The sequence below is a fragment of the Georgenia sp. Z1344 genome (genome assembly GCF_049856295.1).
Classification (GTDB): Bacteria; Actinomycetota; Actinomycetes; order Actinomycetales; family Actinomycetaceae; genus JB111.
The window spans coordinates 1-21,320 of the sequence record NZ_JBNDMZ010000009.1 but is presented as its reverse complement, the minus strand read 5'-3'; the positions used below and the strand labels follow the sequence as shown (position 1 = coordinate 21,320).

Below are 21,320 nucleotides of genomic sequence, written 5' to 3'. Positions count from 1 at the left end.
CGTCCACGTCCACCTCGACCGGCCGCCGCGGCGGCACCCGCGGATCCCGCGGCGCCGACGGCCCCGAGATGCCCGGTGGCCCGGGCGGCCCCGGCGGCCACGGTGCGCCCGGCGGCTCGACCGGGCTCGGTGGCCCCGGGGGCAGGGTCGCCCAGCTCGACCCCGCCGACAAGGCCCAGCTCGACGAGCACCCGGTCAGCCTGCGCCGCATCGGCGCCCTCTTCTCGCCCTACCGCGGCACGATCGCCACGGTCATGGTGCTCATCGTCGCGACCTCGCTCGTGGGCCTCGCGACCCCGTTCATCACCCGGAGCCTCATCGACGACGCGATCCCGCACCAGGACGTCCCCCTCCTGCTCTGGCTGGTGGGCGGGCTCCTGGCGGTCACGGTCGTCACCGCGATCCTCGGCGTCGTGCAGACCTGGATGTCCACCACGGTGGGTCAGCGAGTGATGCACGGGCTGCGCACGGACGTCTTCAGCCACCTGCAGCGGCAGTCGGTCGACTTCTTCACCCGCACGCGCGGCGGCGAGGTCCAGGCCCGGCTCACCCAGGACATCCAGGGCATGCAGTCCGTCGTCACCTCGACTGCCACATCGATGGCGACCAACGTGACGACCGCGATCGGCACCGCCGTCGCGATGGTCGCCCTGTCCTGGCAGCTCTCGCTCCTCTCGCTCGCGGTGCTCCCGCCCGCGATCTGGCTCACGCGCCGGGTCGCGATCCTGCGCCGCGAGATCACCACGCGTCGCCAGCGGGCGATGGCCGACCTGCAGAGCCAGGTCGACGAGTCGCTGTCCGTCAGCGGCATCACGCTCGGCAAGATCCTCGGCACCGGCCCGGCCGCGTCGGCGACCTTCGCGACCACGTCGCAGCAGCTCGCGGACCTCGAGGTGCGCTCGCAGCTCGCCGGCCGCTGGCGCATGGCGAGCCTGAGCGTCGTCTTCGCCGCGATCCCCGCGCTCATCTACCTCGTCGCGGGTCTCCCGGCCACGTCGGGCGGGATGACGATCGGGACGCTCGTCGCCTTCACGGCCCTGCAGTCCCAGCTGTTCCGCCCGCTCATGGGCGTGCTCAACGTCGGCGTCCAGGTCGTCACCTCGCTCGCGCTGTTCAGCCGCGTGTTCGAGTACCTCGACCTCGTCGTCGAGATCGACGACCCCGCCGAGCCGGTCGAGATCGACCCTGGCACGGTCGCGGGCCACGTCCGCCTCGAGGGCGTCGAGTACCGGTACCCCGGCTCCGAGACCCCGGCGCTCACGGGCATCGACCTCGACGTGCCCGCCGGGTCCTCCCTCGCCCTGGTCGGGCACACGGGCTCCGGCAAGTCGACCCTCGGCTCGCTCGTCGCGCGCCTCGCGGACCCGAGCGAGGGTCGCGTGACCATCGACGGCGTGGACCTGAGGGACATGGCGCTCGCCGACCTCGCCTCCGTGGTCGGCGTCGTCTCGCAGGAGACCTACCTCCTGCACACGACGATCCGCGAAAACCTGCGCTACGCGCGTCCGGACGCGACGGACGCCGAGATCGAGTCAGCCGCCCGCGCCGCCCAGGTGCACGACCTCATCGCCGGACTGCCCGACGGCTACGACACCGTGGTCGGCTCGCGCGGCCACCGGTTCTCCGGCGGCGAGAAGCAGCGCATCGCGATCGCCCGCACGATCCTGCGCGACCCCCGCGTCCTCGTCCTCGACGAGGCGACCTCCGCGCTCGACACGGGCACGGAGCGGGCCGTCCAGGAGGCGCTCGACACGCTCGCGCAGGGACGGACGACGATCACGATCGCCCACCGGCTCTCGACGATCGCCGACGCCGACCAGATCGCCGTGCTCGACCACGGGCGGGTCGTCGAGCGCGGCACGCACTCCGAGCTCGTCTCCGCCGGCGGCGCGTTCGCGGCGCTCGCGGGCGCCCAGCAGGAGCTGGTCGAGGCCTGAGGGAACCCGCACCTGCGCACCGGCACGAGGGGCAGCCTCCCGAGAGGCTGCCCCTCGGACCGTTGGGTCAGTCCCCGGACAGCTCGGCGTCGCGGGTCATCACCGCGTTCGCGCCGGACACGACGGCGGCGGGGAAACCGGCGGCGTCGAGCGCGACCATCCCGGCGACCGTCGTGCCGCCGGGCGAGCACACCCGGTCGACGAGGTCCTGCGGGCTCGTGCCCTCGGCGGCGAGCTCGCGCGCCAGCGTGCCGGCGCCCGCGGCGGCCTGGGCGGCGATCCGCACGGCCTGGGCCTTCGGCATCCCGGCCGCCACCGCCGCGCGGGCGAGGGAGTCGATCAGCTGGAACACGAACGCGGGCGAGGACCCGGCGATCGCGGTGAACGCGCCGAACAGGCGCTCCTCGAGCACCTCGGCGGTGCCGACGGCCTCGAACAGGTCGACGACGGCGGACACCTGCTCCTCGGTGGTCGCCTCGTTCCCGCAGACGGCCGCGGCGCCGACCCCGACCTGGGCCGCGACGTTCGGCATCACGCGCACCACCGGGTGGCCGTCCGGGACGGCGGCGGTGAGGGTGGACAGCTGGAGGCCGGCCGCGATCGAGACGACCGGAGCCCCCGTCTCGGCCAGTGCCTCGCGGACCTGGTCGAGCACACCGAGGACGACGTGCGGCTTGACCGAGACGACCACGAGCCCGCCGGGACCGACCTCGCGAACGAGGGCTGCGGCGTCGGGCACGGCCGTGCCGCCCACCCCGGAGGCGAGGCGTTCCGCCGCGGCGGGGACCACGTCGGTGACGACGATGTCCCGCTCGCCGCCCGAGGCGGCGACCCCGTGGGCGATGGCCGAGGCCATGGCCCCCGAGCCGATGAAACCGATCCGCATGTCCGTCTCTCCTTCGCTGGTCCCCGCGCGCTGCCGAGGGCTCCATGATGGACCCATGAGCACGCCGATCTCAGCGCCGACCACCCCCGACAGCCCGCGCGCCCTCGTCACCGGGGCCTCCTCCGGCATCGGCCGGGCCACGGCCGTCCACCTCGCACGCGCCGGCTACCGCGTGGTCGCCACCGCCCGCCGCGCCGACCGCCTCGCCGCCCTCGCCGAGGAGATCGGCTGCGACACGTTCGTCGCCGACCTCACCGTCCAGGCCGACGTCGACGCGCTCGCCGCCCACGTCATCGCCGGCGGCCCGCTCACCTCGCTCGTCAACAACGCCGGCGGGGCCGTCGGCGCCGACCGGGTCGAGGACGGCGACCCGGCGGACTGGGCGCGGATGTACGACCTCAACGTGCTCACCACCCTGCGGGTGACCCGGGCGCTGCTGCCGCACCTGCGCGCGGACGGCGGCGGGGACGTCCTCGTCGTCACCTCGACGGCCGCGACCGGCACCTACCCCGGCGGCGCCGGGTACACCGGCGCCAAGCACGCGGCCCGGATGATCGTCGACACGCTCCGGCTCGAGCTCATGGGCGAGCCGATCCGCGTCCTCGACATCCAGCCGGGGATGGTCGCCACTCCGGAGTTCTCCGTCAACCGTTACCGGGGCGACGCGGCGGCCGCCGCCAAGGTCTACGAGGGTGTGGCCGAGCCGCTCACCGCCGACGACGTCGCCGACGTCATCACGTTCGCCCTCACCCGGCCGGCGCACGTCAACCTCGACTCGATCGTCATCCGGCCGCGCGCGCAGGCGACCCACACGCTCGTGCACCGGGAGCTCTGAGCGGGTCCGATCACTGCGTCGGCGACAGGTCCGGCTCGATCGGGTTCGTCGCGAGGACCTCGCCGGTCGTGCCGTCCAGGAGCACGCGCCACAGGCCGCCGTCCTCGCGCAGGACGCCGACGGCGAGGATCGGCCGGTCGGCGATGACCTGCTCGATGCCCGAGATCTGGCCCGGGACCGTCTCGGTCGCGGTGGTCGCGGCATCCGTGGCGGTCAGGCCCCACTCGGCGAGGATCGCGTCGTCGCTCGGCTCGATCTCCGGGCCCCACGAGGGCTCGTGCGACTCCGACAGGTGAAGCACGCCGATCTCGAGCTGCCCGGCGGCGGGGTCGCCGACGGTGCGGACGTACCACGTCGGCGGCTCGCCGGCCTGCGGCGCGATCGTCAGGACGGCGACCTGGCCGGTCGCCTCGAGCGCGGATGCTTCGATGGAGGCGACGTCGTCGACCGAGAGGGGGCGGCTGCCCGCCTGCCCCAGCGCGAGGTCGATGGCCGACAGGACGCTGGGGTCGATGCCGAGCTCGGCCGCCGGGTCGCCGCCGGTGTCGTCCGGCTCCTCGGCGGACGGTGCACCATCCGCGGCGCCGTCGTCGGTGCCCCCGTCGTCGGCGGTGCCGTCGTCGCCGTCCTCGGCCCCGTCCGTGGCACCCGGGGCGTCCTCCTCCGTGCTGCCGGCCGCCCCTCCGTCCTCGGGTGCGTCCGCGGACGGCGACCCCTCGGGCTCGGCGGGCGCCGTCGGTGTCGACTCGGGGGCGTCGGGCTCGGCCGCGACCGGGTCGTCCTCGCCGCCGGAGCATGCGGCGACGCCGAGGGCGGAGGCGAGGACGAGCGCGGTCAATGTCCGGATCGGGCGGGTGATCACGTGGGTGCGCGTCGACGAGCTCATGCGACGACGGTAGAAAGAACGGTGTCGTGGGTCACCATCGTCGAACGGGTACTTCAGCCCGTGTGTTCGCAGGTCGGGACGGAGCGGCCCGGCCAGGGCGCCGAGGTCAGGCCGTCGGTGCGTCGGAGGTGTCGTCCGGCGCGTGCGGGGCCGGGACAGCGCCCTTGTCCTGCTCCCCGTCCACCGGCCCGTCGGGGTGCACCTGCCCCGGGTCGTGCTCGGGGGTGACGACGTTGAGGACCTCGCCGGTCACCGCGTCGATCCCCACGCGCACGACGCTGCCGTCGTCGGCGCGGATGCCGACGAGGACGACCGACGCGGGCTCCTCCGGCGGCATGACGACGAGCACCTCGCCCGGGTGGATCGCGAGTGCGGTCACGGCCGCCTCGGAGGCCTGGACCCGCCAGCCCTGGACGACGTCGAGGGCCTCGGTCCCACCGGCCTCCTCCTCGGTCAGCGGGTACGTCTCCGCGTCGGCAGGGTCGACCCGTCCGTCGACGATCGCGGTCAGGCCCATCTCGTCGTCGGACACGGTCCAGGCGTCGAAGGCATCGTGGGAGCCCGTGTCGTCAGGGTTGATGCCGAGGTGGGTGTCGTGCCCGGTGTGGTCGAGCACCTGCTCCTCGATCGCCCGGAGCTCGTCGGGCGTCAGGGAGGGGACGGTCTCCTCGGTCTCGAGGAGCAGCGCGTCGATCGTGTCGAGCGCGGTGGGGCCGAGGTCGAGGACGTCGTCGGTGTCGGGGTAGGACTGCGCCGGACCGTCGGGGCCCGTCGTCGGGCCGTCCGGCGGGACGGTACCGACGGGGTCCCCGCCGGCGCAGGCCCCGGCGAGCGCGGCGACGAGGAGGAGGGCGGGGGCGCTGCGGCGGAGGCGGGTCGTGGGGGACATGGCGTCAAGGTAGGCGCGCGAGCGGTGCCGCGGGGCGGTACGGACCGGGCACGGCTCCCCGGTCAGAGGTCCCCGGCGGGGTGTCCTGCGCGGGGTGGGCGGACCCGCTGCGCGTTCGTCAGGAGTCGTGCTGGTCGGTCGGGATGTCGGAGCCGTCGAGCGGCCCCTCGCTACCGCCCTCGGCCTGTGCGGTCCCGCCGAGCTCGACGGCGTTGAGGACGTCGCCCGACTCGCCGTCGACGGTGATCCGGACGAGCGCGCCGTCGTCCTGGCGGATGCCGATCGCCATGAGCGGGTCCACGATGTCGTTCGTCGTGCCGGTGCCGAGGACCTCCCCCGGCCGCACCTCGAGGGCGCTGGTCACGGCCTCCGAGATGCCGACCGTCCACCGCTGCGTCGCGCCCTGGAGGCCCTCCGACGCGTTCGACATCGGACCCGACTGCGAGCCGAGCGGCGCCTCGCCCGGCCCCTCGACGTGGGCGAAGGCGACCTCGTCCGCCCCGAACGTCGAGATCTCCCAGGCGAACGTGTCGACGTCGCTGACGGAGACGGTCGTCGGGTACATCGACATCACGACGTCGTGCCCGGTCTCCTCGAGCGCGCTCGCCTCGAGCTCGGCGACCTCCTCGGCCGTCAGGCTCGGCGCGTCCGCGGGGGCGCCTGCCGTGTCGCGGTCGATGTTGGTGAAGTCGGCGGGATCGAGGCCGGCGTCCGCGTCGGTGGTCGGCACGTCGGGGGCAGGGGCGGGGGCGGACCCCGTGTCCGGCTCCGTGGTCGGGATGGTCGGGTCACCGCCGCAGGCTGCAGCACCGAGGCTGAGGGTGAGGAGGGTGAGGCCGAGGGGCGCGGGTCGTGAGCGGCGGCGCATGCCACTCAGCGTATTGAGGACCGCACCGGTCGTGATCTGGCGCGGCGGGGGAGTCCTGTCCGGGTTCGGGCACGGCTCCCCGGGAAAGTGGTGCCCGGGGAGCCGTGCCCGTCGGTGTCGGGCGATCAGTGTCAGCCGACGCGGACCTCGCCGGTGGCGGCGTCGACGTACACGTCCACGTCGTCGTCCTCGTCGAAGTCGAACTCCCAGTAGACCGTGCCGTCCTCGGTGTCGAGCTCGATCTCCTCGACCATCGGGTCGTCGCTGATCGCGCCCTCCTCCGCGGCGGCCGTGATGGCGTCGATCATCGTCAGCTCGGCGGCCTCGAGCTCGGCGAGCGTGTCGTCGTCCACGTCGTCGGACTCCTGCTCGACGATCGAGTGGTCGGGGCGCAGCGAGACCTCGATGAGGGTCTGGCCGTCGACGACGTCGACCTCGAAGCCGTCGTCGTCGCGCTCGATCATGACGACGTCACCCTCGGGGGCGACCTCGAGGGCCGCGGTGATGGCGGCGGCCAGGTCGGCCACGCCCGGCAGGTCGGCGGCCGCGCCCGCGTCGTCGCCCTGGTCGTCGGCGTCGTCGTTCTGGTCGTCGGCGTCGTCCGCGTCGTCGGTCCCGGTCTCGCCCTGGTCGTCCGCGTCGTTGTCGCCCGAGCCCGCGCCTGCGGCATCGGACCCGGTCTCGCCGGCGTCGTCGTTCTGGTCGTCGGACCCGGCCCCGGTGTCGGAGTCGGAGGTCGCGCCCTGGTCGTCCGAGGTCGTCTCCTCCTCGGTCGATGAGGAGCACCCGGCGAGAACCAGGGCCAGGGCGACGGTCGTGGTGGAGATGGCGGTGGTGAGTCGGTTCGTCGTCATGGCTCCATGGTGCGGCCGTGACGTGAGAGGCGGGTGAAGGACCAGGTGAGAGCCCTCTTATCCGCCCCGCGCGACCTGCGCTGAGAACCTTCTTATCGACGTGAACATAAGTGCGCCGTCCTGGATTTGATTCGCCGATCGACTGACATAGGGTGCGAGGAACGGGATCAACGAGCGCTCCCGTACCTCCCCCCGGTGCAGACGCTCAGGTAGGTCGTCGAGAGGGTATTTCCCATGTCTGACAGGACGTCATCCACCACGCAGCCGGCGAAGGTCGGTGCCTGGTTCATCGGTGCGCGCGGATCGCTGGCCACCACCGCCACGGTGGGCCTGCGTGCCCTCGCCCGCGGCCTCGCCGAGCCCTACGGCGTCACCACCGCCGCGGCCGACCTCGGCGGCGCGCCGTTCCCCGACTTCGACGACATCGTCGTCGGCGGGCACGACGTCGAAGGGACACCCCTGGAGAAGAAGGCCGCCGAGATCGCCGCCGGTGGCGTCTTCCCCGCCGAGATCGTCTCGATGGTCGCCTCGGACCTTGCCCGCATCGACCCCGAGGTGCGGATCGCGCCGACGGACGGCCCCACGCAGCAGCACGACATCGACCAGATGGCCGCCGACATCGCGGCCTTCCGGACGAACAACGGGCTGCGCACGGTCGTCGTCGTCGACATCTCCTCGACCGAGGCGCTTCCCGACGACCACCCGGCGTTCCACTCCGAGGAGGCGCTGCGCGAGGCACTCGACACCCCGGGCGGCGCGGTCCTGCCGCCGAGCGCGATCGGCGCCGCCGCGGCGATCCAGGCGGGCGCGCCCTACGCCTGCTTCACGCCGTCGGCCGGCATGAGCCTCCCGGTCCTGCGCGCGCGGGCCGAGGCGGCCGGCGTCCCGTTCGCCGGACAGGACGGCAAGACCGGCGAGACGCTGCTGCGCACCGTCCTCGCGCCGATGTTCACGGGCCGCAACCTCAAGGTGCTGTCCTGGGCCGGGACGAACATCCTCGGCGGCGGCGACGGCGCCACCCTCGCGGACCCGCAGGCCGTGCGCTCCAAGCTCGCCTCGAAGACCCGCGGCCTCCATTCGCTCGTCGGCGAGGACGTGGCCACCCCGCTGCACATCGACAACGTGCCGGACATGGGCAACCTCAAGACGGCCTGGGACCACGTCCACGCCGTCGGGTTCCTCGGCAGCCGGATCACGCTGCAGACCACGTGGAGCGCGCACGACTCGGCGCTCGCGGCCCCGCTCGTCATCGACCTCGTCCGCTCGCTCGCCCTCGCCTCCGACGCCGGCCTGTCCGGCGTGGTCCCCGAGCTCGGCTGCTTCTTCAAGGACCCGTGGGGCAGCGACGTCCACGCGTTCGCCGAGCAGACCCGGCGGTACGCCGCATGGGTCGAGCAGACCTCGCTGTTCGCGGCGGGTCGGCCGGCGGGCGGCGACGCGGCCTCGACCGGCGACGCGCCCTCGACCGACGACGCGGCCGGATCACCGGCTGCCGGCTCCGCGAACGGCACGGGCGAGCCGGCCGACGACTCCCGCGTCAGCGCCGGGCGATGACCACCCCGGGGGACCTGGCCGAGCTCGTCCGGGCGCCCGCCGCGCTCACGGTGCTCGGCGACACCCTCGTCGGCGCGGCGTCGGCCCGCGGGAGCGTGGGCGCGCGGGGGGTCGCGCTCTCGGCGTCCTCGGCCTGCATCTACCTGGCCGGGATGGCGCTCAACGACTACGCCGACGCCGACCTCGACGCCGTCGAGCGGCCCGAGCGGCCCATCCCGTCCGGGCGCGTGAGCCGTGAGATGGCGCTGGGCGTGGGCGCGGGACTGACGGCCGCGGGGATCGGCCTGGCGTTCGGCGCCGGCCGCGCGCACGGTCGCGTCTCGCTCGCGCTCGCCGCCTCGGTCTGGGCCTACGACCTGCTCGCGAAGTCGACGCCCGCCGGTCCGCCGGTCATGGCGGTGTGCCGCGGGCTCGACGTCCTCATGGGGGCCGCCGGCCCGGGCTGGCGCCGCGCCCTGCTGCCGGCCGGTCTCCTCGCCGTCCACACAGGGGCCGTCACCACGGTCTCGATGGGCGAGGTGCACGGCACGAGCAGCGCGCTCGCGTCGGGTGCCGCGGCCGTCACGGTCGGCACGGCCGCGACGATCCCCTTCGGCGCGCGCGAGGGCGCCACCGCCGGGGCGATCGTCGGCGCCGCCGTCTACGCCGGCTCCGTCCTGCCCCCGCAGCTCGACGCCGCCCGCGAGCCCACAGCCGCCAATGCCCGCACGGCCACCCGGCAGGGGATCCGCGGGATGGTCCCGCTGCAGACGGCGCTCGTCGCACGCACGGGACACGCGGCCGGGACCGCCGTGCTCCTCGCCGTCCAGGGCGTGAGCCGCCTCATCGCCCGCGCACGCACCAAGGGAGACGTGACATGACCACCGACGCGTTCGTGCTCGGCTACGGGACCAACGGGTTCGCCGACCACCGCCTGTCCGACGCGCTCGACGTCATGGCGGAGGCCGGCTACGGCGCCGTCGCCCTGACGATCGGCCACCCCCACCTCGACCCGTTCGCCGACGACTGGCGGGCGGCCACCGAGGCGCTCGCCGCGGACCTCGAGCGCCGGGGCTTCCGCTCCGTCGTCGAGACCGGTACCCGCTACCTCCTCGACCCCCGCGTCAAGCACCGCCCGACCCTCGTGGACCGCGAGGCCGACAGGCGCGTGGCGTTCCTGCGCCGCGCGGCCGAGATCGCCGAGATCCTCGGCTCCGACTGCGTCTCGCTGTGGAGCGGGGTCCTGCCGGGCGACGTCGACGCGGCCGAGGGGTGGGACCTCATGGTGGGGCGGCTCGCCGACCTCGTCGGGTCCGCCGCCGAGCGCGGCGTCGTCCTGTCCGTCGAGCCGGAGCCGGGCATGCTCGTCGAGACCGTCGCGGACGCCCTGCGCCTGCGCGCCGACCTCGGGAACCCGCCCGAGGTCGGGATCACGGTCGACCTCGGGCACTGCGTCGCCGTCGCGCCCGAGGGCGTGGTCGGCGCCCTGCGCGCGGCCGGCGACCTGCTGCGCAACGTCCAGGTCGACGACATGCTCCCCGGCGTCCACGAGCACCTCGAGCTCGGCGACGGCGAGCTCGACCTCACGGCCGCGATCGCGACCCTGCGGGAGATCGGCTACGCGGGCGTCGCGGCGGTCGAGCTCCCGCGGCACTCCCACGACGCCCCGCGCCTCGCGCGCACGTCCGCCGACGCGTGGCGGGCCGCGGCGGCCGAGGCGGGTGGAGCGCCGGCGGCAGGGGCTGACCGCGCCGGCGGCGCGACCGACTGGTCCGGGAGCAGTGGTCCGTCCGGCGCGGGAATGCGATCCGATTCCGGGGCCGGCGACCCCCGCTCGGCGGCCGGGCAGCACCCGTGGACGACGGGCGCCGTCGCGGCGGTCACTGCCGACCCCGCGCGCGTGACCCGGTTCTTCGCCGAGGCCGGCCGCAAGGTGGGCCGCGCGCCGCTCGACGAGGCCGACACGGGCGGGTTCGCCGGCACCGCCGACGACGCCGCCCGCGCCGCGCTCGTCCGCGCACTGCGCGCCGCAGGCGCCGACGTCGGGCATCTTCGTGCCCTCTACGAGCACGGCGACGACGCCGAACGACGCGGCGTGATCCGCGGCCTCGGCGCCGTGACCGCGGCCGGCGAGCTGCCCGAGGACTGGCGCGCCACCGGCCTCGACCTCACCGCCGACGCCCTGCGGACGAACGACCCCCGACTCGTCGCCGCCGCGATGGGCCCGTTCGCCGCCGCCTGCCTCGACGACCACGCGTGGCGCCACGGCGTGCTCAAGCTCGTGTTCATGGGCGTCCCGCTCGCCGTCGTCACCGACCTCGACCGGCGCCGGGACGCCGAGCTCGCCGCGATGGCCTCCCGGTTCGCCGAGGAGCGCCGCGCCGCCGGCCGCACCGTCCCCGACGACCTGCACCTCATCGACGAGACCCGCCAGGAGGCGTGACATGCGCATCTTCGACCCCCACATCCACATGACGTCGCGGACCACCGACGACTACGAGGCGATGTACGCGGCCGGCGTGCGGGCGCTCGTCGAGCCGGCGTTCTGGCTCGGCCAGCCCCGCAGCAACGTCGGGTCCTTCGTCGACTACTTCGACTCGCTCATCGGCTGGGAGCGGTTCCGCGCCGCGCAGTTCGGGATCCGCCACCACTGCACGATCGCGCTCAACCCGAAGGAGGCCGGCGACCCGCGCCTGGCCGAGGTCATGGACGTCCTGCCGCGCTACCTCGGCAAGGACGGGGTCGTCGCCGTCGGGGAGACCGGGTACGACTCGATGACGCCCGAGGAGGACGACATCCTCGCCCGCCACCTCGCCCTCGCCATCGAGTTCGAGCTGCCCGCCCTCGTCCACACGCCCCACCGCGACAAGGCGCCCGGCACGCGCCGCACGCTCGACGCCGTGGCGGAGGCCGGGATCGGCGTCGAGCGGGTGCTCGTCGACCACCTCAACGAGACGTGCGTCGACATGGTGGCCGACTCCGGGGCGTGGATGGGCTTCTCCATCTACCCGGACACGAAGATGGACGAGGACCGCGTGGTGGCGATCATGCAGCGCATCGGCATCGAGCGCGTCATCGTCAACTCCGCCGCCGACTGGGGTCGCTCCGACCCGCTGAAGACCGTCAAGACCGGCCGCGCGATGCTCGCGGCCGGGTTCTCCGACGACGACGTCGACCGCGTGCTGTGGCGCAACCCCGTCGAGTTCTACGGACAGTCCGGGCGCCTCGAGCTCGAGCCGATCCCCGGGTTCGAGCCGGAGAAGCAGGGCCCCGACCTGTTCGAGGGCAACTCGGTGCTACGCGGCATGAAGTCGCGGCGGGAGGACTGATGGAGCTCTCCTACTGCACCAACGTCCACCCCGCCGAGGACCTCGACGGGATCATCGATCAGCTCCACCGCCACGCCGGTCCCGTGCGGCGCGAGGCCGGGCTCGACACCCTCGGGGTCGGACTCTGGCTGCCCGTCGGCGCGGCGGCCGAGCTCGCCGGGGACGCCGCGGCGCGCGACCGGCTGAGGGATGCGCTGGCGAGCGAGGGGCTCACCCTGCGCACCGTCAACGCGTTCCCGTACACGGGCTTCCACGACGACGTCGTCAAGCTCGCCGTCTACCGCCCCGACTGGACCACGCCCGAGCGGCTGCGGTACACGACGGACTGCGCGACGGTGCTCGCGGAGCTGCTGCCGGAGGGCGGGACGGGGAGCATCTCCACGCTGCCGCTCGGCTGGCGCACCGGCTGGGACGCGAGCGCCGATGCCGCGGCGGAGGAGAACCTGCGCGCCGTCGTCGGGCACCTGCGTGGCCTCGAGGCGCGGACCGGGCGGACGGTGCGACTCGCGATCGAGCCCGAACCGGGCTGCATCCTCGACAACGTGTCCGACGTCGTCGCCTGGCTCGGCGCCCGACCCTCGCTCGTCGAGGACGGGTACGTGGGCCTGTGCCTCGATACCTGCCACCTCGCGGTCTCGTTCGCGGACCCCGTCGGCGCGGTGGCCGCGGCGACGGCGGCGGGCGTGTGGGTGGTCAAGGTCCAGGCCTCCGTGGCGCTCGAGGTGCCGGACCCGGGCGCGCCAGGCGCGATGGCCGCGCTCGAGCCGTTCGCCGAGGCGCGCTACGTCCACCAGGTGCGGGCGCAGCCGGTGGGGGGTGCGGGCGCGGGCGCCGAGGACTTCGGCGACGTGCCCCAGGCCGCCGGCGTGTGGCCGGACGCGGGAGACGCGGCTGACGCCGAGCGGCCGCTCGCCGCCGACGACCTCGTCGACGTCCTGCGCGCCGATCCGCCGTGGCCCGTCGACCGCCCGTGGCGCGTCCATGTCCACGTCCCCCTGCACGCCCGGCCGGCCGAGCCCCTGCGCGCGACCACCGAGGTGCTCGCCGCCGCCGTCGCTGCCGTCCTCGACGCCCCGCACGGCGAGGCGGCGCACCTCGACGTCGAGACGTACACGTGGCACGTCCTCCCGGACCAGCTGCAGCCGACCTCGCTGGTCGAGGGCATCGCCGCCGAGCTCCGATGGGCGACCGAGCACCTCGGCGCCGCCGTCCACCCGACCGCCGTCCACCCGACCGCCGATGCGGCCGATCTCGCGGCCGCCGGCACCACCCGCACGAGAGAGGAGGTGGCCCGATGAACCGCGTCCTGCTCCTCGACGTCGTCGGACTCACCCCGAAAACCCTGGCCGCCATGCCCCGACTCCGTGCCCTCGGTGAGCAGGGCCGGGCCGTGGGGCTCGAGACGATCCTGCCCGCCGTCACGTGCTCCGTGCAGTCGACGATCCTCACCGGCCGCCTGCCGCGCGAGCACGGGATCGTCGGCAACGGCTGGTACTTCCGCGGCGTCGGCGACCCGCTCCTGTGGCGCCAGCACAACCGGCTCGTCGAGGCGGAGAAGGTGTGGGAGACCGCGCGGCGGACCGCCCCGGACCTCCACGTGGCGAACATGGGCTGGTGGTACGCCATGGGCGCGACCACGGACATCACCGTCACGCCGCGCCCGATCTACCACGCCGACGGTCGCAAGAGCCCCGACGCCTACGTGCGGCCGCCCGAGCTGCACGACCGGCTCGTCGGCGAGCTGGGGGAGTTCCCGCTGTTCCAGTACTGGGGGCCGACCGCGTCGATCGTCTCCTCGCGCTGGCTCATCGACGCCACGCGCGGGCAGCTGCGGGGGCGGTTCGGTCAGCCGGCGTCGGACCTGGTGATGACGTACCTGCCGCACCTCGACTACGACCTCCAGCGCTTCGGCCCCGATGCGCCCGAGGCCGATGCGGCCGCCGCCGAGCTCGACCGGGAGCTCGCCCCGCTGCTCGACGACGCGCTCGAGCTGGGGTACTCGGTCATCGTGCTGAGCGAGTACGGGATCGAGAACGCCGACCGGCCCGTCGACATCAACCGGGCGCTGCGCCGCGAGGGCCTCCTCGAGGTCTACGTCCAGCAGGGGCTCGAGCAGCTCGACCCGTGGACGTCGCGGGCGTTCGCCGTCGCGGACCACCAGGTGGCGCACGTGTACGTGCCGGACCCGGCGGACCTGCCGCGCGTCAAGGCGGTCGTGCAGGGGCTCGCGGGGGTGGACGAGGTGCTCGACCGGACCGAGCAGGCCCGCTACGGCATCGACCACGAGCGCGCGGGCGACCTCGTGGCGGTCGCCGAGCCCGGCTCCTGGTTCACGTACTACTTCTGGCTCGACGACGATCGCGCGCCCGAGTACGCGCGCGGCGTCGACATCCACCGCAAGCCCGGCTACGACCCGGCCGAGCTGTTCTTCAACCCGGCCGACCGGCTCGCCAAGGCCAAGGCCGGGCTCAACCTCGTGAAGAAGAAGGCCGGGCTGCGCTACGCCATGAGCACGGTGCCGCTCGACCCGAGACTCGTGGGCGGGACGCACGGGCGGATCCCGGACTCGAGGGCGGATGCGCCGATGCTGCTGACGTCGGACGCGTCGCTGCTCGGGGACGCGGTCGAGTCGGTCGCCGCGACGGACGTGCGGGACCTCGTGCTCACCGCCCTCGGCACGCCGGAGGGGGCGCGGTGACGGCCCCCGAGCTGGTCGTGCTGCTCGACGAGGACGGGACGCCCGTGGGCAGCGCGCCGAAGGCCGAGGTGCACTCGACGGAGACGCCGCTGCACCTGGCGTTCTCCTGCTACGTGCTCGACGCGCGGGGGCGGACGCTCATCACCCGGCGCGCGCTGAGCAAGCAGACGTGGCCGGGCGTGTGGACGAACGCGTGCTGCGGGCACCCGGCGCCGGGGGAGGCGGTCGAGGTCGCGATCGCCCGACGGATGCGCGAGGAGCTCGGGCTCGAGGTCACGGGGATCCGGCCGGTGCTGCCGGACTTCCGCTACCGGGCGGTCGCGGCGGACGGGATCGTCGAGAACGAGATCTGCCCCGTGTTCGTCGGTCAGGTGGCCGGGGACCCGGCGCCCGCGCCCGACGAGGTCGAGGAGTGGGCCTGGCTCGAGGTCGACGAGCTCGTGACCGCGATCGGGGCCGCGCCGATGGTGTTCAGCCCCTGGTCGGTCGAGCAGGTGGCGCAGATGCGCGAGCAGGGGGTGCTGCCCCGTGCCGGGTAGCGCGGCGGTGGACGGGACGACGACGCCCGCCCCACCGTCGCCCGCCCCGTCGTCGGACGTCTCTGCGCTCGCCGCCCAGGTCGACGCGTTCATGTCCGGCGCCGCCACGCTGACGGAGGACCTGTGGGACGAGGTGGTCGCGGGCCCGGCGTCGTCGGAGGCTCTCACCGAGCTTGTCGCGGCCGCGCGAGCGGCCGACGGCGGCAAGTACCTGCGGCCCCGGCTCGTGGCCGCGTCCTGCTACGCCGCCGGAGGCGCGGACCTCCCGCTGCTGCGCCGCGTCGCCGGCGCGCAGCAGCTCCTGCACGTCGCCCTGTGCGTGCACGACGACCTCATCGACGGCGACGAGGTGCGGCACGGGCGCGTCGGCGTCGTCCCCCGTGTCGAGAGTGCGGCTCAGGCGGCGGGGGAGACCGCGACCGACGCCCGACGTCGCGGGTCCGCCGCCGGTGTCCTCGCCGGCGACCTCGCGATCACCACGGCGCTCGGGGCGCTCGTGTCGGCGCCCGCCCCGGCGGACGTGCGGCTGCGGCTCGCGCAGACCGCGCTGTCGGCGCTCCAGCAGGCGATCGCGGGCGAGACCCTTGACGTGTGGTCCGAGACCGCGCCGCCCGAGACGGCCCGGCCGCTGTCCGTGGCGGCGCTGAAGACCGCCTCGTACAGCATCACGCTGCCGCTCACGCTCGGGGCGGTCGCCGCCGGCGTGACCGACGAGGCCGCGCTGGCCGCCCTGGGCGAGGTGGGGGAGCCGCTCGGCATCGCCTACCAGCTCCGCGACGACGACCTCGGCCTGTTCGGGGAGCCCACGACGACGGGGAAGTCCGTCGTCTCCGACCTGCGCGACGGCAAGCGCACCGAGCACGTCCGGGTCGCGGCGCTGCGGGCCACGCCGGAGCAGCGGCGCGACCTCGACCGGCTGCTCGGCGATCCCGACCTCGACGACGACGGGGCAGAGGTCTTGCGCACGATCATCGTCTCCACCGGCGCGCGGGCCGCCGTCCTCGAGCAGGTCGACGCCCTGCTCGGGCAGGCCCTGGAGGCCGCCGAGGCAGGGCTGCCGCCCGCGCTGTCCACCTACCTCGTGGGTCTGACGGCCTCCCTGCGCGATCGCGAGAGGTAACCTCGAGAACTTATGACTACGCGTTGGCAACGACACTCCTGTCGTTGAGATGATGAGGATTTCCGATAGCGACCGCGATGCCCTGGAGGCGAGCAGCGGGGAGACGCCCGAGTGGCGTCTCCTGGAGCTCACCCGGTCCGACTCGATGAACGTCGTCGTCTCCGTCCTCATGAACCCGAGTCTCAGCGAAGCCGTGCTCCGCAGTCTCGTTGAGGCGCGCCCGGACATGGCCGAGTCGATCGCGAGGAAGAAGAATGCGCCGCTGGAGGTGATCGAGGCACAGCCGGTGAACCGCATCGGTGCGGCGATCGTCAACTACATGTGGCGGATCGGGGCCGACGACGACCTGTGGCGTCGATTCGTTTCCGCCCAGCGCGCGCACCCGCCGACCGGTGGCCCCCCGCTCGGTGAGATCACTCGCGAGTATCGGATCCGGCATGAGCGCGACGAGGTCGCGCACCGCGCGGCCACCGCGAGGCATCGCGCCATGCAGGACGAGAATTGGCACATGAATCGTCTGCACAAGGAAGTGGTGGACCCGGCCACGCCCCTTGCCCGTCTCCTCGAGATCGCTCGGGACGACTCGATGTACTTCGCGTCCGCAGTGCTGGCCAGGGAGCCGCTGCCCGTCGAGGTCCTCGCGGTGCTGCGCGAGCTGCATCCTCACGTGGCCGACGAGGCCGAGCGGATCGCCGCCCGGTCCCGTCAGGACCCGCCCCTGGCCCCAGAACGGAAGTCGGTCGAACCCCGAGACTGAGGGTGCAGGTGCGCAGATCAGGTGTCGCTCATCTGTTCTGCAGACCCCACGCCGAGAGTGCGGTCGGGGAGGGCCCCGACCGCACTCTCGACGATCCCGAACCGCACACTCGGCGATCCGGTCAGGTGGGGGAGCGGTCAGTCGTTGCGGCGGCGCTGATCGCCGAGCACCGTCGACTGCAGCGGCCGGCAGGTCTCCGCGGCCAGCAGCGTGAGGACCAGCCCCAGCGCCACGGTCGCCGCCATGACGAGGATCCCGGTCGTGCTCGGCGTGGCGAACGCGAGGAACGGCACCGAGAGCAGCAGCCCCACGCCGATCGAGATGGCGAGCGTGACGACGAGCGGCACGAGCACCTGGTGCCGGCGCAGCGCCGCGAACATCGTCCGAGGCGTCCCCGCGCGGTCCATCGCCACCGACTCGTCAGCCCGGTCGACCACGGTGGAGGCCTGGTTGACGAGCGTCGACGTCGCGGCCACCACCAGTCCGACGGCCAGGGTGATGACCACGCCGGTGCGCATGTCGGTCGCCATGATGATGTCGCTCGGCTGCGACCCGAGGGTGTCGGCGTCCGAGGGCAGCAGCGCGGTGAACGTGGCGATCATGCCGAGCAGGGCCACGCTCGAGACGTTGCGCCAGGCGGCCCGCGGGTCGTCGACGATCCGGCGCGCCGCGAGCAGCTGCGGCACCGAGGAGGTGTGGGCGAGCGGGCGGGCCACGAGCTGGAGGACCCACGGGCCCACGAGGTTGAGCGCCCCGATGACCAGCAGCATCATGCCGACGAGGAACGCGTAGCCGATGAGTTCCGAGATCTGGATGAGGTCGGTGAACGACTGGGAGACCAGGCCGAACGCGAGCACGGCGGCGACCATGATGACGAGCCGCCACATCTTGAGCCGCGGCGGGACCTGCTGCGCGGCCACGCCGAGCGGGCTGATCCGCACGCGCTGCAGGCCGACCACGGTGGACAGCGCGGCGAGCGCGATGAGGACCACCACGGTGGCGAGCCCGAGCCAGATCGGCACGAGCATCTCCGTCGCGCCGATCGGGACGCCCTGGAAGGACACGGCCTGCCACAGCGGGAGGGAGAGCAGCCACAGGACGCCGCCGGCCAGCGTGCCGAGCGCGGCCTGGACGAGCGTCTCGAGCACGGACAGGGTGACGATCTCGCCGCCGGTCATGCCGACGAGGCGCAGCGAGGCGAGCCGGCGGGACCGGCCCCGCGCTCCGAGCCGGGAGGCCGCGGCCCCGAGACCGAGGACCGGCAGGACGAGGAGCGCACACGCGATGGCGGCGAGCACCACGTACATCTGCATCTGCCCGTCGACCATGGCGGCGGGGACGTCGGGGCTGTCGAACCCCATGGCGGTGACGACGGACTGCGGTGTCTCCCGGAAGCGGGTGATGAACATCCACGTGCCGCCGACCACGGTGAGGGTGAGGAACGAGCTGACGGCGAAGGTGATGACGGCGAGCACGTCTAGCGTCGCGCCGGCCCTCGCTCCGCGCATGCGGGCCAGGGCGAGCCTGGGGGCGAGGGAGAGGACCTGGTTCATCGCGCGGCCTCCATCTTCGTGTCGGCGTGGATCATGGCGTCGCGGAGCTCGACGAGCCGCTCGCACCAGCTGGCCACCTGCGTGTCGTGGGTGACGACGACGAGGGTCGCGCCGGTCATGCGTGTCGTCGTCGTCAGCACCTGCATGACCTCGTGGCCGGTGGCCTGGTCGAGCGCCCCCGTGGGCTCGTCGGCGAACACGACCGACGGGCCGTGGACCATCGCTCGCGCCACCGCCACGCGCTGCGCCTGCCCCCCGGACATCTCGCCCGGCCGGCGCCCGGCGGCGTGCCCGATGCCGAGGCGCTCGAGCCAGGACTCGGCCTCCTTGAGCGCGGGGCCGCGCGAGGTGCCGCCCAGCATGAGCGGCAGTGCCACGTTCTCCCGCGCCGAGAGCTCGGGGACGAGCTGGCCGTCCTGGAAGACGAAGCCGAGGCGCTCGCGCCGCAGCCGGGACCGGGCGGCGTCGCCGAGAGAGGAGACGGGGACGTCGCCGAGGCGGACCTCGCCGGAGTCCGGCACGCGGATGCCGGCGAGGCAGTGCAGGAGGGTGGTCTTGCCGGAGCCGGAGGGCCCCATGACGGCGAGGGACTGGCCGGCCGGGACGGCGAGACTGACGCCGGCCAGGGCGCGGACCTGCCCGTACGTGGTGGTGAGGTCGCTGGCGATGAGGGCTGCTGGGCCGTTGCTCTGTGTCATGCCTCCACCTCACTGCCTGCCGGACGGGTTTCCCATGGTGCCCGGTGCCGACCTGGGGTGGTGCTGGCACCACCGCCGTGCGGGCGCCGGCACTCCGGGCCGGTGGGCCGGGCCTCGGTACGGTAGCGGGGTGTCGTCCCTGAGCAGGCCCGAGCGCCGCGCGCGTCGCCTGTTCTGGCTGCAGGTCGGCGTCGGCCTCGTCGGTGGGATCGTCCTGTTCGGCACGGTCCTCGCCTCTCTCAGCGCCGGCCCGTGGTGGGCCTACGCGGCCGTCCTTGCGCTGGTCTGCCTCGGCGTCCTCGTCGGTGCGCTGCTCGCCCTCGAGCGCCGCAAGCCGTTCGCGGAGGACGTCCCGGACGTGCCGGAGTGGGCGCAGCGCGTTGCCGACCTGCGCACCTCGCGCCGGGAGATCGTCGCGGCCTTCGAGCTCGAGCGGCGCCGCATCGAGCGCGACCTCCACGACGGAGCCCAGCAGCACCTCGTCACCGCCGGCATGAAGCTGGGGGAGGCGGCGATGCTCGTCGAGCAGCAGGCCGGTACCTCTCCGGGTCACGACCACGCCCCCGACGACGACGCCGCCACGCCCGGTGCCGACCGCCTCGCGGAGGCGGCCCGGCTGCTGTCCGCCGCGCAGGACGACGCCGACCGGGCGCTCGCCGCCCTGCGCGAGACGGTCTCCGGCATCCACCCCACGGTGCTGTCCGACCGGGGGCTCGAGGCGGCCGTCCGCGAGCTCGCCGAGCGTGCCGTCGTCCCCGTCACCGTGCAGGTCCCGCACGCACTGCCCGCGCTGCCGGAGGGCGTCGCCGCGGTCGCCTACTTCGTCGTCAGCGAGGCGCTGACGAACGTGGTGAAGTACGCGCCGGACGCGTCGGTCACCGTGCTCCTCGTCGTCGACGACGCCCTGCACGTCTCGATCGTCGACGACGGACCCGGCGGGGCGGAGATCGTGCCCGGGCGCGGGTTGGCCGGCATGTCCGAGCGGCTAGGGCGTGTCTCCTAAGCGGTGGCCCGGGTGTGCGTGAGTCTGGGTGGATGAGTCGCAGAAGTGTGTTGTCCGACGCGCAGTGGGAGACGATCGAGTCGCTGTTGCCTGCTCAACGTCCCTGGTCAGGTAGACCCAGGCGGGATCACCGCCAGGTGATCGAGGGAATCATCTACCGCTACCGGTGCGGTCTGGCCTGGCGAGATCTGCCCGAGGAGTTCGGGCCCTGGCAGACCGTCTGGAAGCGCCATCGAGCCTGGGCTCAGGACGGAACCTGGGACCGGGTCCTCGACGCTCTCCTGGTCCGCGCCGACGCCCAAGGAGAGCTGGACTGGTCGGTCGCGGTCGACTCCACGATCTGCCGCGCTCACCAGCACGGCACGAACCTGGCCCGCACCACAGGGGGAGCTGTGGAATCACAAGAATCTGCGCGTCGAGCCTCCTGATCACGCGTTGGGCCGTTCCCGAGGCGGACTGTCGACAAAGATCCATCAGCTCGTCGACGGGCACGGACTACCCCTGGTGATCCTGTGCGGGCCCGGCCAGGGCGGCGACTCACCCATGCTGCGCCCGTTGCTCGATGCCCTCTCGATCGACCGAGCCGGGCCCGGTCGCCCTCGAACGAGACCGGACATGCTGCGTGGCGACAAGGCCTACTCCTCGCGCGCCACCCGGCAGGCTCTGCGCCGTCGCGGCATCAAATGCGTCATCCCCGAGCCCCGCGACCAGCAGCAACACCGGCGCAACCGCGGCTCACGCGGTGGCCGGCCCGTCGGACTGGACACCGAGGCCTACCGCGGCCGCAACGTCATCGAACGCGGATACAGCGATGTCAAACAATGGCGCGCGCTGGCCACCCGCTACGACAAGCTCGCACTGACCTACCGAGCAGGAGCCGTCCTGCGAGCCGTCACCCAATGGCTCAACCACCTGCTTTAGAGACATGCCCTAGC

At 73.9% G+C, this 21,320-nt stretch carries 20 protein-coding genes; 13 read left to right on the top strand and 7 right to left on the bottom strand.

Annotated elements, in window-relative coordinates; translation table 11 throughout:
* The first annotated feature begins 68 nt into the window (after positions 1-68).
* The gene (locus ACPYO6_RS10810) at positions 69-1,937 is read left to right on the top strand and encodes an ABC transporter ATP-binding protein (RefSeq protein ID WP_425715050.1); all 1,869 of its coding nucleotides are present in this window, start codon (positions 69-71) and stop codon (positions 1,935-1,937) included.
* A 67-nt stretch (positions 1,938-2,004) separates the two neighbouring features.
* On the opposite strand, the gene proC is transcribed toward ACPYO6_RS10810, so the two are convergent.
* Entirely contained in the window at positions 2,005-2,823 is an 819-nt protein-coding gene (proC, locus tag ACPYO6_RS10805; protein WP_425714874.1) for a pyrroline-5-carboxylate reductase, read from the bottom strand.
* 55 nt (positions 2,824-2,878) lie between these two features.
* Here proC and ACPYO6_RS10800 point away from each other — a divergent pair, with 55 nt between their 5' ends.
* On the top strand, positions 2,879-3,658 hold the full coding sequence (locus ACPYO6_RS10800; RefSeq protein ID WP_425714873.1) for an SDR family NAD(P)-dependent oxidoreductase: 780 nt from the start codon (positions 2,879-2,881) through the stop codon (positions 3,656-3,658).
* 10 nt (positions 3,659-3,668) lie between these two features.
* Here the strand turns inward: ACPYO6_RS10800 and ACPYO6_RS10795 are convergent, their stop codons facing one another.
* The 4 genes from ACPYO6_RS10795 to ACPYO6_RS10780 form a co-directional block, all read right to left on the bottom strand.
* Positions 3,669-4,544, bottom strand: a complete 876-nt coding sequence (locus ACPYO6_RS10795; protein ID WP_425714872.1) for a hypothetical protein — start codon at positions 4,542-4,544, stop codon at positions 3,669-3,671.
* Between the two features lie 106 nt (positions 4,545-4,650).
* On the bottom strand, positions 4,651-5,433 hold the full coding sequence (locus ACPYO6_RS10790; protein ID WP_425714871.1) for a hypothetical protein: 783 nt from the start codon (positions 5,431-5,433) through the stop codon (positions 4,651-4,653).
* A gap of 118 nt (positions 5,434-5,551) precedes the next feature.
* On the bottom strand, positions 5,552-6,301 hold the full coding sequence (locus tag ACPYO6_RS10785) for a hypothetical protein (RefSeq protein WP_425714870.1): 750 nt from the start codon (positions 6,299-6,301) through the stop codon (positions 5,552-5,554).
* A gap of 131 nt (positions 6,302-6,432) precedes the next feature.
* Positions 6,433-7,155 (bottom strand): PepSY domain-containing protein, encoded by a 723-nt coding sequence (locus tag ACPYO6_RS10780; RefSeq protein WP_425714869.1) that lies wholly within the window; start codon positions 7,153-7,155, stop codon positions 6,433-6,435.
* Positions 7,156-7,389: 234 nt separating this feature from the next.
* Between ACPYO6_RS10780 and ACPYO6_RS10775 the strand changes: the two genes are divergently transcribed.
* The 9 genes from ACPYO6_RS10775 (at position 7,390) to ACPYO6_RS10735 (ending at position 17,131) form a co-directional block, all read left to right on the top strand.
* Positions 7,390-8,709 carry an inositol-3-phosphate synthase gene (locus tag ACPYO6_RS10775; RefSeq protein WP_425714868.1) on the top strand — a complete coding sequence of 440 codons (1,320 nt, stop codon included), beginning with the start codon at positions 7,390-7,392 and terminating at the stop codon, positions 8,707-8,709.
* On the top strand, positions 8,706-9,569 hold the full coding sequence (locus ACPYO6_RS10770) for an SCO3242 family prenyltransferase (protein ID WP_425714867.1): 864 nt from the start codon (positions 8,706-8,708) through the stop codon (positions 9,567-9,569). The genes ACPYO6_RS10775 and ACPYO6_RS10770 overlap by 4 nt, the downstream gene beginning before the upstream one ends.
* On the top strand, positions 9,566-11,131 hold the full coding sequence (locus ACPYO6_RS10765; protein ID WP_425714866.1) for an EboA domain-containing protein: 1,566 nt from the start codon (positions 9,566-9,568) through the stop codon (positions 11,129-11,131). The genes ACPYO6_RS10770 and ACPYO6_RS10765 overlap by 4 nt, the downstream gene beginning before the upstream one ends.
* A 1-nt stretch (position 11,132) precedes the next feature.
* Entirely contained in the window at positions 11,133-12,017 is an 885-nt protein-coding gene (locus tag ACPYO6_RS10760) for a TatD family hydrolase (RefSeq protein WP_425714864.1), read from the top strand.
* Positions 12,017-13,315, top strand: a complete 1,299-nt coding sequence (gene eboE / locus ACPYO6_RS10755) for a metabolite traffic protein EboE (RefSeq protein WP_425714862.1) — start codon at positions 12,017-12,019, stop codon at positions 13,313-13,315. The genes ACPYO6_RS10760 and eboE overlap by 1 nt, the downstream gene beginning before the upstream one ends.
* Positions 13,312-14,715 carry a nucleotide pyrophosphatase/phosphodiesterase family protein gene (locus ACPYO6_RS10750; RefSeq protein ID WP_425714861.1) on the top strand — a complete coding sequence of 468 codons (1,404 nt, stop codon included), beginning with the start codon at positions 13,312-13,314 and terminating at the stop codon, positions 14,713-14,715. The genes eboE and ACPYO6_RS10750 overlap by 4 nt, the downstream gene beginning before the upstream one ends.
* The gene (gene idi, locus ACPYO6_RS10745) at positions 14,712-15,254 is read left to right on the top strand and encodes an isopentenyl-diphosphate Delta-isomerase (RefSeq protein ID WP_425714860.1); all 543 of its coding nucleotides are present in this window, start codon (positions 14,712-14,714) and stop codon (positions 15,252-15,254) included. Before ACPYO6_RS10750 ends, idi begins: the two co-directional genes overlap by 4 nt.
* Positions 15,244-16,374, top strand: coding sequence for a polyprenyl synthetase family protein (locus ACPYO6_RS10740; RefSeq protein WP_425714859.1), 1,131 nt, complete (start codon positions 15,244-15,246; stop codon positions 16,372-16,374). The genes idi and ACPYO6_RS10740 overlap by 11 nt, the downstream gene beginning before the upstream one ends.
* Positions 16,375-16,519: 145 nt before the next feature.
* Positions 16,520-17,131 carry a hypothetical protein gene (locus ACPYO6_RS10735; RefSeq protein WP_425714858.1) on the top strand — a complete coding sequence of 204 codons (612 nt, stop codon included), beginning with the start codon at positions 16,520-16,522 and terminating at the stop codon, positions 17,129-17,131.
* 137 nt (positions 17,132-17,268) lie between these two features.
* Here ACPYO6_RS10735 and ACPYO6_RS10730 read toward each other — a convergent pair whose 3' ends face one another.
* Positions 17,269-18,684: an FtsX-like permease family protein gene (locus ACPYO6_RS10730; RefSeq protein ID WP_425714857.1), complete on the bottom strand. Its 1,416-nt coding sequence runs from the start codon at positions 18,682-18,684 to the stop codon at positions 17,269-17,271.
* The gene (locus tag ACPYO6_RS10725; RefSeq protein ID WP_425714856.1) at positions 18,681-19,382 is read right to left on the bottom strand and encodes an ABC transporter ATP-binding protein; all 702 of its coding nucleotides are present in this window, start codon (positions 19,380-19,382) and stop codon (positions 18,681-18,683) included. The genes ACPYO6_RS10730 and ACPYO6_RS10725 overlap by 4 nt, the downstream gene beginning before the upstream one ends.
* Before the next feature lie 130 nt (positions 19,383-19,512).
* Here ACPYO6_RS10725 and ACPYO6_RS10720 point away from each other — a divergent pair, with 130 nt between their 5' ends.
* Entirely contained in the window at positions 19,513-20,385 is an 873-nt protein-coding gene (locus tag ACPYO6_RS10720) for a sensor histidine kinase (RefSeq protein ID WP_425714855.1), read from the top strand.
* A 32-nt stretch (positions 20,386-20,417) separates the two neighbouring features.
* Positions 20,418-21,306, top strand: a protein-coding gene (locus tag ACPYO6_RS10715; RefSeq protein ID WP_425713789.1) for an IS5 family transposase whose coding sequence is annotated in 2 segments (ribosomal slippage) — positions 20,418-20,780 and positions 20,782-21,306 — 888 coding nt in all. Because the reading frame shifts where the segments join, the coding sequence is not laid out codon by codon here.
* Positions 21,307-21,320 lie beyond the last annotated feature (14 nt).

Coding starts and splice junctions, on each gene's coding strand:
- ACPYO6_RS10780 (WP_425714869.1), bottom strand. CDS start 7,155: ATGACGACGAACCGACTCACCACCGCCATCTCCACCACGACCGTCGCC.
- ACPYO6_RS10760 (WP_425714864.1), top strand. CDS start 11,133: ATGCGCATCTTCGACCCCCACATCCACATGACGTCGCGGACCACCGAC.
- proC (WP_425714874.1), bottom strand. CDS start 2,823: ATGCGGATCGGTTTCATCGGCTCGGGGGCCATGGCCTCGGCCATCGCC.
- eboE (WP_425714862.1), top strand. CDS start 12,017: ATGGAGCTCTCCTACTGCACCAACGTCCACCCCGCCGAGGACCTCGAC.
- ACPYO6_RS10765 (WP_425714866.1), top strand. CDS start 9,566: ATGACCACCGACGCGTTCGTGCTCGGCTACGGGACCAACGGGTTCGCC.
- ACPYO6_RS10725 (WP_425714856.1), bottom strand. CDS start 19,382: ATGACACAGAGCAACGGCCCAGCAGCCCTCATCGCCAGCGACCTCACC.
- ACPYO6_RS10775 (WP_425714868.1), top strand. CDS start 7,390: ATGTCTGACAGGACGTCATCCACCACGCAGCCGGCGAAGGTCGGTGCC.
- ACPYO6_RS10790 (WP_425714871.1), bottom strand. CDS start 5,433: ATGTCCCCCACGACCCGCCTCCGCCGCAGCGCCCCCGCCCTCCTCCTC.
- ACPYO6_RS10785 (WP_425714870.1), bottom strand. CDS start 6,301: ATGCGCCGCCGCTCACGACCCGCGCCCCTCGGCCTCACCCTCCTCACC.
- ACPYO6_RS10770 (WP_425714867.1), top strand. CDS start 8,706: ATGACCACCCCGGGGGACCTGGCCGAGCTCGTCCGGGCGCCCGCCGCG.
- ACPYO6_RS10795 (WP_425714872.1), bottom strand. CDS start 4,544: ATGAGCTCGTCGACGCGCACCCACGTGATCACCCGCCCGATCCGGACA.
- ACPYO6_RS10810 (WP_425715050.1), top strand. CDS start 69: ATGCCCGGTGGCCCGGGCGGCCCCGGCGGCCACGGTGCGCCCGGCGGC.
- ACPYO6_RS10750 (WP_425714861.1), top strand. CDS start 13,312: ATGAACCGCGTCCTGCTCCTCGACGTCGTCGGACTCACCCCGAAAACC.
- ACPYO6_RS10730 (WP_425714857.1), bottom strand. CDS start 18,684: ATGAACCAGGTCCTCTCCCTCGCCCCCAGGCTCGCCCTGGCCCGCATG.
- ACPYO6_RS10800 (WP_425714873.1), top strand. CDS start 2,879: ATGAGCACGCCGATCTCAGCGCCGACCACCCCCGACAGCCCGCGCGCC.
- ACPYO6_RS10735 (WP_425714858.1), top strand. CDS start 16,520: ATGAACGTCGTCGTCTCCGTCCTCATGAACCCGAGTCTCAGCGAAGCC.